The organism is Saccharothrix hoggarensis, from assembly GCF_042678885.1.
GTDB classification, from domain to species: domain Bacteria; phylum Actinomycetota; class Actinomycetes; order Mycobacteriales; family Pseudonocardiaceae; genus Actinosynnema; species Actinosynnema hoggarensis.
Map to the genome: position 1 here is coordinate 1 of NZ_JBHTLK010000001.1, position 10,407 is coordinate 10,407.

At 69.8% G+C, this 10,407-nt stretch carries 6 protein-coding genes, 1 tRNA gene and 1 pseudogene; 3 read left to right on the plus strand and 5 right to left on the minus strand.

Annotated elements, in window-relative coordinates:
• The coding region (locus tag ACFQ3T_RS00005) for a type I polyketide synthase (protein WP_380718290.1) at positions 1-4,268 on the minus strand (4,268 nt) is incomplete at its 3' end.
• Positions 4,269-4,379: 111 nt separating this feature from the next.
• Complete coding sequence (locus tag ACFQ3T_RS00010; protein ID WP_380718291.1) at positions 4,380-5,294, minus strand: sterol desaturase family protein; 915 nt, start codon at positions 5,292-5,294, stop codon at positions 4,380-4,382.
• Positions 5,295-6,057: 763 nt separating this feature from the next.
• On the opposite strand from ACFQ3T_RS00010, the gene ACFQ3T_RS00015 reads away from it, so the two are divergent.
• Positions 6,058-6,143, plus strand: a tRNA-Leu gene (locus tag ACFQ3T_RS00015).
• Between the two features lie 414 nt (positions 6,144-6,557).
• On the opposite strand, the gene ACFQ3T_RS00020 is transcribed toward ACFQ3T_RS00015, so the two are convergent.
• Positions 6,558-6,803, minus strand: a complete 246-nt coding sequence (locus tag ACFQ3T_RS00020; RefSeq protein ID WP_380718292.1) for a helix-turn-helix transcriptional regulator — start codon at positions 6,801-6,803, stop codon at positions 6,558-6,560.
• Positions 6,804-6,938: 135 nt separating this feature from the next.
• On the opposite strand from ACFQ3T_RS00020, the gene ACFQ3T_RS00025 reads away from it, so the two are divergent.
• Both ACFQ3T_RS00025 and ACFQ3T_RS00030 read left to right on the plus strand, forming a co-directional pair.
• On the plus strand, positions 6,939-8,000 hold the full coding sequence (locus ACFQ3T_RS00025; protein WP_380718294.1) for a tyrosine-type recombinase/integrase: 1,062 nt from the start codon (positions 6,939-6,941) through the stop codon (positions 7,998-8,000).
• The gene (locus tag ACFQ3T_RS00030) at positions 7,997-8,410 is read left to right on the plus strand and encodes a hypothetical protein (protein ID WP_380718447.1); all 414 of its coding nucleotides are present in this window, start codon (positions 7,997-7,999) and stop codon (positions 8,408-8,410) included. The genes ACFQ3T_RS00025 and ACFQ3T_RS00030 overlap by 4 nt, the downstream gene beginning before the upstream one ends.
• 234 nt (positions 8,411-8,644) lie before the next feature.
• Here the strand turns inward: ACFQ3T_RS00030 and ACFQ3T_RS00035 are convergent.
• Together ACFQ3T_RS00035 and ACFQ3T_RS00040 are read right to left on the minus strand one after the other, a co-directional pair.
• Positions 8,645-9,929: pseudogene (locus ACFQ3T_RS00035) on the minus strand (IS256 family transposase); the annotation flags it as partial.
• A 302-nt stretch (positions 9,930-10,231) separates the two neighbouring features.
• Positions 10,232-10,405, minus strand: a complete 174-nt coding sequence (locus tag ACFQ3T_RS00040; protein ID WP_380718441.1) for a tetratricopeptide repeat protein — start codon at positions 10,403-10,405, stop codon at positions 10,232-10,234.
• Between the last annotated feature and the right edge of the window lie 2 nt (positions 10,406-10,407).

A 10,407-nucleotide genomic window follows, 5' to 3' on the forward strand; every position in this document is an offset into this window, starting at 1 on the left:
GCCGACCGCAGCCGGCTGGTGTGCCGGTCCGTGCCGCGCAGGGCGATCTCGTCGACCACGCCGACGCCGTCGACCTCCGCGTCGACGGCCGCGAGCACTTCCCGCAGGAGCGCCTCGACCTCGGCCCGGCGGGCGTCGGGCCCGTCCGGGCGGGTCGGCGCCAGGTCGACCAGCTTGCCGCGGTGGGCGGTCAGCTCCTGGTGCCACAGCACCCGGCCGATCCCCCACGCCCGGGCGCCCAGCGGCCGCACCGGGTCGCCGTCCAACACGGCCTGCGCGCCGCGCGTGACGACGTGCAGCCTGCCCGTCAGCTCGCCCGCGAGCAGCGCCTGCGCGAGGACGACCAGCGAGTACGCGCCCAGGTCCGTGCTCTGGTCGAGGTCCGTGCGGGACAGGCCGTCCACGTCCGGCGCGTCCAGGTTCCACAGGTGCACCACGCCCTCGAACGGCGTGCCGTGCTCGTCGGCGAGGTCGGCGGCCAGCCGGGACAGGTCGGCGGACTCCCCCGGCGTCACCGTGGACTCCCACCGGCCACGCCGGTAGCCGCGGCCGGGGCGCACGAGGTGGCAGTGCCTGCCCGTGGCGCGCAACGCGACCGCGAGCTCGTCGGCGACACCGCCGGCGTCGGCCAGCAGCAGCCAGCGGCCCTCGGCCCGGTCCGGCTCGGGCGCGGGCGGGCACGCCGTCCACGCCACCTTGGCCAGCCAGCTGTCGATGGTGGACCGGCCGACCGCCGTGGCGGCCTTCTCGACGTCGGCGGCGCGGAACCCGCGGACGTGGCCGAGCGGCGTGCCGTCGGCGGTGTAGACGTGGATGTCGCCGACCAGGTCGCCGCCGTCGCGGTCGGTGATCACGGCGTGCGCCCACAACTCCTGGTCGCCCACCGGGTCGAGCCGGACCTCCCCGATCGACAGCGGCAGCCGGATGCCCGTCGACCCGGCGGCCGGACCCGCGGCCAGCAGCGGCGTCAACAAGGTCTGGAAGCACGAGTCGAGCAGCACCGGGTGCACGTGGTGCCCGGCGGCGTCGATGCCCGCGGTCGGTCGGATGCGCGCCAACGCCTCGCCCTCGGCCACCCAGACCTCGTCGATGCCCTGGAAGGCGGGCCCGTAGTGGTAGCCGAGACCGGCCAGCGCGGCGTAGCAGTCCGAGCCCGCGACGCGCTCGGTCCGGGCGCGGATGGCGTCGAGGTCGGGCGGTGCGCCGGGCTCGCCCCGCTGCCCGGCCCGGACGACCCCCGCCGCGTGCACGACGCGTTCCTGGGCGCCGTCGGTGACCGAGGCGACGGTGAACCCGGCGTTCTCGCCGGAGAACGACAGCCGCACCAGCCGGGACTCGGTGTCGGACACGAAGAGCGCTTTGCGCAGTTCCAGGTCGGCGATGGCCGCCGACGCGCCGCCGGTCAGCGCCCGGACGGCCTGCGCGACCATCTCGACGTACCCTGCGGCGGGGAACAGCGCGTTGTCCTCGATGCGGTGGTCGTCGAGGTACGGCAGGTCCTCGACGTCGATGCGGGCCTCCCACGTGGGCTCCGCGCCCTCGACGCGACGGCCCAGCAGCGGGTGGTCGCGGTGCCCCAGTCGGACCTGCTCGACCGGCGCCGGCTCCACCCAGTAGCGGTCGCGCCGCCACGGGTAGCGCGGCAGCGGGATCGTCGCGCCCGCGGGCTGCAGCACCGCCCAGTCCACCGGCACGCCCAGCGTGTGCAGCTCCGCCAGGGACCGGTGGAGCCGCGCGGGCTCGTCCTCCTGGCGGCGGATCGACGGCACGGCGCGGCCTTCGACGCCGTGCGCGGCCAGGCACTCGGCGATGGAGTGCGCCAGCACGGGGTGCGGCCCGATCTCCAGGAACAGCCGGTGGCCGTCGGCGGCGATGGCGTCCACGGCGGCGCGGAACCGCACGCGGTCGCGCACGTTGTCCCACCAGTACCCGCCGTCCAGCTCCGGCCCGCGCGCACGCCCCTCGCGGCCGGTCAGGTACAGCGGGACCACGGCCTCCCGGGCGCGCAACCCGGACAGCGCGGTGATCAGCTCGTCCTTGATCGCCTCCATGCGGGCGCTGTGGTACGGCACACGGACGGCCAGGAACTTGGCGAACACACCGTCACGGGTCAGCGCCTCGCGCAGCTCCTCGAGGGCGTCCGCGTCACCGGCCAGCGTCACCGCGGTCGGGGAGTTGACGGCGGCGACGGACACGCGGTCGCCGTAGGGCAGCACGCGGGCGCCGGCGTCGTCCTCGGTCAGGCCGACGGCGAGCATCGTGCCGGTGCCGACGAGCTTCTGCTGGAGCCGGCTGCGCTGCAGCACGACGTCCACGGCGTCGGCCAGCGAGTACACGCCCGCCTCGCAGAAAGCGGCGATCTCGCCGGTGCTGTGCCCGACGATGGCGGCCGGGCTCACGCCCCGCGACCGCCACACCGCCGCCAGCGCGACCTGCACCGCGAAGTTCGCGGGCTGGGCGAGCCACGTCTCCCCCATCGCCGAGTCGGCCTCGTCGGCCGCCATCAGCTCGATCAGCGACCAGCCCGCCTGGCGGCGGATCTCGGCGTCGACCCGCTCGATCACCTCGCGGTACACCGGTTCGGACGCCAGCATCCCGCGGCCCATCGCCCACCACTGCGGGCCCATGCCCGTGAACACCCACACCGGGTTCCGCCCGTCGGCGGGCGCCTGGTTCTCCACCACGTCGGGGTGCGCTTCGCCGCGCTCGTGGGCCGCTAACGCGGCGTCCAGGTCTTCCGCCGTGGAGTAGGTGATCGCCAACCGGTGCTCGTGGTGCTGCCGCCGGTGCGCCAGCGTGTAGCCGACGTCCGCGACCGAAGCGCCTTCGGCCAGTTCACGGCGGATGCCGCCGGCCAGCTCGGCCAGCGCGCCCGGATCGCGGGCGGACAGCGGCAGCACGGTGCGGGCCGGCGCCGTGACGGCGTCGTTCCGCGGCGCACGCCGAGGCGGAGCCTCCTCCAGCAGCACGTGCGCGTTGGTGCCGCCGAAGCCGAACGAGTTCACGCCCGCCCGCGCCGGACCCTCGTGCTCCGGCCACGGCACCACCTCGGTGGGGATGTCGTACGGCAGCGCGTCCAGGTCGATCTCCGGGTTGACCCGTTCGAGGTTGATGTGCGGCGGGATGAGCCGGTGTTCCAGCGCCAGCGCGGTCTTGATCAGGCCGGCGATGCCCGCCGCGGACTCGGTGTGGCCGATGTTCGTCTTCACCGAGCCGACGTAGACGGGCGCGCCGGGCGCACGGCCCTCGGCCAGCGCCCGGCCCAGCGCGTTCGCCTCGATCGGGTCGCCGACCGGCGTGGAGGTGCCGTGCGCCTCCACGTACTGGAGGTCGCCGGGCGTGATGCCCGCGTCCGCGCACACCTGCTTGATCAGCCGCACCTGCGCGTCGGCGCTGGGCACGGTGATGCCGTTCGTGCGGCCGTCCTGGTTGACGCCGCTGCCGATGATCACGGCGTGGATCGGGTCGCCGTCGCGCTCGGCGTCGGCCAGGCGCTTGATCGCCACCACGCCCACGCCCTCGGCGCGCACGTACCCGTCGGCGGAGGCGTCGAAGGTGCGCGAGAGTCCCTGCGGCGACAGGAACCCGCCCTTGGTCTCGGCGATCGTGTACTGCGGGGTGAGGTGCAGCAACGTGCCGCCCGCCAGGGCGAGGCTCGTCTCACCGCGGCGCAGGCTCTGGCAAGCCAGGTGCACCGCCACCAGCGACGAGCTGCACGCCGTGTCGATCGAGACGCTGGGTCCGCGGAAGTCGAAGCAGTACGAGATCCGGTTCGACACCATCGTCATCATCGTGCCGGTGGCGGTGTGCGCGGCCAGGGTGCGGAAGCCCAGGTCGGCGAACTGGAGGATCTTGTAGTCGAGGGTGAAGGCGCCGACGAACACACCGACGTCCGCGCCGGCCAGCTCACCGGGACGCTGACCGCCGTCCTCCAGCGCCTCCCACGCGACCTCCAGGAGCTTGCGCTGCTGCGGGTCCATGTACTCGGCCTCGCGGGGGCTGATGCCGAAGAACGCCGGGTCGAACTCGTCGAAGCCGTCGATGTAGCCGCCGCGCCCGCCGACCAGCCTGCCGGGCTTGGTCTTGTCACGGCTGCCGAGCGTGCCGACGTCGTAGCGGTCCGGCGGGGTGTCGGTGATGCAGTCCTTGCCGTCCAGGAGGTTCCGCCAGTAGGCGCGGTGATCGGAGGCGCCACCGGGCAGGCGGCAGCCGATCCCGATTATCGCGAAGCGGTCGTCCGGGGAGGTCGGGGAAATGCTTTCTGGCATGGAGTCGCAGTCCTTTTCGAGAGCAGCGCGACCAGGCACCGCCGCGGAGTGCGGAGCGTCGCGTGAGGAGATCCGGCGAAAAGCCGGCGCAGGGTGTGACGTCGCCTTCGTCTAGGCAGGCGGCTCCGGTGCGGTGGCCCGATTGGCGGCGCGCCGTCGCGGCCGGAACGGGTGCAGGAAGCTCGCCAGGAACGCGTCGGTGCGGGGGAACGACGTGGGGTCGAAAAGGCCGATAGCGGCCGGAACCCGTCCCGGAGCCCACGTGTAGCTGCGGAAGAGGTGGTCCCAGATCGCGAGGTCGGAGCCGTAGTGCCCCGCTTCGGCCGGATTCGAGCTGTGGTGGAGGCGGTGTTGTTCGGGACTGGCCAGCACGTGGTTGAGCCGGCCGATGCCCACGTCGACGTTCGCGTGGGTGAAGTAGCCCTGAGCGGTCACGAACATGCCGACCGCGAGAACCGTCGGTGCGGAGAAACCGGCCAGGGCGAGCGAGACCTGCACGACGCCCTGGGCGATGACGATGTCGAAGACGTGGTTCACGCCGTTGTTGGCGACGTTCACTTTTTGCGGCACGTGGTGCACGCCGTGGAATCGCCAGAGGAATCGGTTCGTGTGCCCCAGTCGGTGCATGACGTAGCTGCCGAGCGACCCGAGCAGCAGCGCCACCGGCGGTTCCGCCCAGGCAGGCCACGACGGCGCCGTCGGCGCCAGCGCCCCCACCAGCAGCGTGACCAGCAGCTGGGCGATCGCCGCCCCGACCGCGGTCAAGATGAAGTACAGGCCGTACCAGCCCCATTCACGGGCGTTCGGGTGCCATTCGGGGTTGAAGGGGATGATGCGTTCGAGCGCGGTGAAGTACCCGATGACGCCGATCAGGAACAGCGGACTGACCACCGCCGGGTCCCATTCCAGCACGATCGCACACACCCCGGTACCCACCACGAGCAGCAGGAGAACCGGGTAGGCCGCATGGCGCAACACCGCGTGCACCGCCGATTGCCCGCGCGTGTCCGGTGGCGAAGTGACCACCTGTCCCCCCTCGGGTGAAGTTGTGCACGCCAATTAAGGACGCCGTGCCGTGAGGCCGCAGCGTCCTGCAGGTCGGACAGCAGGAGAGTGGTCGACGTTGACCACGACCGAGAGCCCTCCGGCGGAGGTGCCCCCGTGAGATGAACAGCACGCCGCCACCACGTTAAATTCCAGGTGACGAGTTACTTATTCGACTGTACATACCGGTCATTTGACCATCAATCCACCGATTGGTTGAGCACAAAACATGTTGGTGGATGGGAATATTTCGCCCCACGTGGCCTAGACTCAGTTTCGCGGCAGACCGCCATCCGGCCGCACCAGTCCCGTTCGGACAGTGCGGAACTGCACCGATCCCGAACGCCGGCCCCACAACTCAGCCACCGATTTCCCGCCATTCCGCAACAGGGCGGTTTACAACCCCTAAGCCTATTAGAGTGTGATCACCGGCACACCCAACCACCCGAATGTGCGGTCGACAGACCTCAACTCTCACCGAACCCACCCCTCCACCCCCGGCAACCAGGCCCACCGCCACCCGACCGCCAACGCTCCCCCGCCACTCCCCACAGTCACCGCCACGACCCACCCGCGCCGACTCCACCCCCACACCATGCGAGCCGAACCTCCGCAGCGTCCGGACGCGACGGCCGCCAGTCGCCCGACCAGCGACAACGCCCCACAACCACCCAACCACGGACCCCGATTTTGGCCACCGAGAACGATCATGTAACCTATGCACACACCACGGCGAGAGCCGAAGGTCCGGGTGGCGGAATGGCAGACGCGCTAGCTTGAGGTGCTAGTCCCCGAAAGGGGGTGGGGGTTCAAGTCCCCCCTCGGACACCAGTTGGGCTGGAATTCCAGTGAAAAAGTAGCGCCTGGTGCTCACGCGAGCACCAGGCGCTACTTTTTGGCCTGGACCACACCTCCCCTTTGCTCCGAACGGCCCATCGGCGCGGGGATTTCTCCCGCTCCTGCGTGGTCGAAAGAGCTGAACCACCACCCCGATACGAATACTTCTCACATTTTCCGACCGGTGCCGACGCGACCGCCAACCGGACGTGCTTCCACCTGTCCGCACGACCCGACATCCCCGAACGCCGAATCAGGCCTGCAAAGCGCTGGCCACTCCCACAGGGCCTATCACCGGCACATACCGGCTCCCTTGCCGACTTCCGGCAGCAGACCCCTGACGTCAGTCCGAACTGGACATACCGTCGTACATGTGGACAACGCACATGGGCCACACGATCGGGTGGTTCAGGACTCCGGCCAGCGGAAGAGTTCGAGCGGTGCGACGCCGAGCGCGTCGGCGAGGACGAAGACGCGGTCGAGGCTGGGCGAGTGTCGGCCGTTCTCGATGCGGTTGATGGTCTTGCGGTCGAATCCGCTGGCCTCTGCCAACTGTTCCTGTGTCCACTCGCGACTCTGACGCAGGGCGGCGAGGCGGTGGCCGAATCGCGCGCGGTTCTCCGCGAGAAGCGGGTGGACCGGCGACGCAGGCACGGGGGCAACGTTGGTACGCGTCGCCGTGCGAGTCCGTACCAACGATGGTACAACTTGCCGCCCGGCACCGAGCAAGATCGAAACCGCTGCTCAGCGCCCCGGACTCCGGCCAAAGACCACCGACGCGAGGACCTCTTGAGCACCGACCCCAAGACCGTGCAAGCCGCCCGCCTGCTGCTGACCCAACTCGGTCTCACCCCCGAGGACCTGATGTGGGTCCCCACGGACCTGCCCACCTTCCGCGACTACATCCCCCACGTCATCGCGGCATCGGGCGCCGGCGCCAAACGCACCTACGGCACCTACTGGGCCCACATCACCGACACCTTCGGCGACAAACGCCTCGACGAGGTCACCCCCTCGGAGATCGAGGCCCTCATGCGGCTGCTGGTCGCCAACCGCCGCATGCGACGCAACGACCGCGGCGGCCACTCCGTCGCCGAACACTTCCTGTCCGCCATGCGCGCCGTCTACGCCCGCGCCATCAACGACAACCTCCTGCCACCCCACCACAACCCCGCCGCGAAACTCGCCAAACCCCGACGACGCCCCACCACCCGACAAGGCCTCAGCGCAGCCGAAATCACCGGGCTGGCCGACGCAGTCACCGCCAGCGGACGCGACACCGTGCTCGACACCCTGCTGTTCCGCCTCCACCTCGAGACCGCCTGCCGACGCGGCGGCGCACTGGCCCTGCGCGAGGAGGACATCGAACCCACCACCTGCCTGATCCAGCTTCGCGAGAAGAACGACACCGTCCGCTGGCAACCCGCCAGCCCCACCCTGATCGCCTCACTGCTGGCCCACCGCCAACACCGCGGCAACGGCAAACCCACTCCCGAACCCCTGCTGCGCTACAACAACGGCGACCCGATCAACCACCGCCGCTACGACCGCCTCTGGCAACGCCTCGGCGACCGACTCCCCTGGGTCACCGCCCGCAACATCTCCACCCACTGGCTACGCCACACCACACTCACCTGGGTCGAACGCCACTACGGCCCCTCCATCGCCCGCGGCTACGCAGGCCACGCCCACCCCCGCAGCGACGACACCACCGCCGTCTACACCAAACCCACCATCGCCGACCTCGCCACCGCACTCGCCGCCTACACCGGCGAACCCCACCCCCTGGCCACCACACCCCCACCCGAAAGCGGCCTCCCCGCCTTCCCCATCCTCACCCCACAACCATGACCGAACGCCCCACACCACTGTTCAGCCCACCCACACCCCAACCGACCCCACCGCTAACCACGATCCACGCCACACCGAAACTCGACGACACCGAACTACTGCTGACCACCGGAATCCTCGACCACTCCGGCAGAGCCCCGGCACGCAAACTACTCAACGCCCTGAACTGGCACCCAGGACAGACCACCACGGCACGACTACGCGGCCAAGCGATCACCATCGGACTCGCCCCCGACAGCCCGAACCGAATCGACACCCGCCACCAGGTGTTCATCCCCGCAGGTCTCCGCGACCTGACCGGCATCCGCACCGGCGACACCGTCGCGCTGCTCGGCGCACCACAACTGCACCTGTTGATCGTCTACCCGGTCAGGGCACTCACGACTCTGCTCAGTACACCAGTCGACTGATCCGACAACGGGTAGAACGGCTCCGCCTGATCCAGTCGTCCGCCTTGACGCCAGACGGGTGTCAAGGCGGACGTTCGGGCCTCGTTGCCGATAGAGTCGCCGCTTGAGCTGAAGCGGTGTCGGACTGCGCCGACGTCTGGACGGGATTGTGAGCAAAGCCAACCGCAGGAAGAAGGACCGCCGCAGACAGAGCAAACGGCGCGTGCGCGCGGCAGGCGCCACTAGGGCGCCGAACGCCGCGGGCATGGCCGTGGACTCCGTCCGGCACGCCGTGGCCCTGGTGACGGCGATGCACTCCACACCCCACGACCTGCCGACACTGCTCGATAAGTCCGTGGACGACACGGCGAGCCAGGCGCTGACCGCCGTCGCTCTCCACTCCCGAAGTGGCCGCGAGCCTTGACTGCGCGGCGGATGCGGGCGTTGACGGACTCGATGGCGTTGGTCGAGCAGATCACCCGCCGGATCTCGACGTCGAAGGCGAGGAAGGGCACGAACTCGGCCCAGGCGTTGTCCCAGAGCCGGACGATGGCCGGATAGCGGGCGCCCCAGGCGTCGACGAAACTCCGCGAACCGCTCCTTGGCGGCGGCCTCGGTCGGGGCGGTGTAGACGGGTTTGAGGGCTCTGGCGATGGCGTTCCAGTGCTGGCGGCCGGCGTAGCGGAAGCTGTTGCGCAGCAGGTGCACGAGCAGGTCTGCACGATCGTGCGCGGCCAGACCGTGGTGACCGCGTCGGGCAGGCCGGTCAGCCCATCGCAGACCAGCATCAGCACGTCGGCGACGCCGCGGTTGCGCAGCTCGGTGAGCACGTGCAGCCAGTACTTCGCGCCTTCGCCGCCGTCCCCTGCCCACATTCCGAGGATGTCACGGTGGCCCTCGCAGGTCACGGCCATCGCCATGTAGATCGGCCGGTTGGCCACCTGCCCGTCGCGGATCTTGACGTGGATGGCGTCGATGAACACCACCGGGTAGACCGGGTCGAGAGGCCGGTTCTGCCATTCGACCATGCCTTCCACGACCTTGTCGGTGATCGTGGAGATGGTCTGGCGGGATACGTCGGCGCCATAAATCTCGGCCAGGTGCGCGGAGATCTCCCCGGTGGTCAGACCCTTGGCGAACAGCGAGATCACCATCTCGTCCACGCCGGTCAGGCGCTTCTGCCGCTCGGCCACGACCCGCGGCTCGAACTCGGCGTTGCGGTCGCGCGGCACGTCGATCTCCACGGACCCACGTCGGTGAGCACGGACTTCGAGCGGGTGCCGTTGCGCGAATTGCCCGTCCCGCGGCCGGCCGGGTCGTGCTTGTCGTAGCCCAGGTGATCGGTGATCTCACCCGCCAGGGCCGACTCCAGCAGCCGCTTGGTCAGCTGCTGGAGCACCCCGCCCTCACCGGTGAGCTTCAGGCCACCGGCGCGGGCCCGGCTGACCAGCTGGTCGACCAGCTGCTCGTCCAGGCCCTCCAAGGCGGTCTCGGGCTTGGCGTCCTCGACGTTCTCCACGCCGGACATCATCTCGGTCATCAGGTGCGCCATCCTTGATCAGGAGTTACACCGCTCGTTTTACAGTCCCTTTCGGCAGGCACAGCGGTGGGCAACGTACGCGAGGCTGTCCAGAGTGTCCGCCTCGCTCGCGTGATTGTTGTGATTCCTGTGCAGGTTGAGCGCGGCGTAGCAGTGGTCGCGTGCGGTATCGAAGTCGCCCAGACACGCGGCGAACCAGCTCACCTGGTCGCGCACCTCGCTTCCAACATCTGTTAGTCCAAGGCGTAGGAGAGGTCAACGGTGCTGTAAAGGTCGAGAGCGTGTTGGGCGTGCTCTAAAAGCTACGGGTTTGTGCCCTGCCTATGTATTTCTCGCGCCCGTTCAAGCAGCACTTGGGCGTAGCCAGGCCTACCCAGGTTATGCAGCGCGCCAGCGAGGTTGTTCAGGACAGCAGCGATGTCGGGGTGGTCAGGACCGTAGGCTGCTTCGGTGATGGCCAACGCCCGCTCGAGCAAAG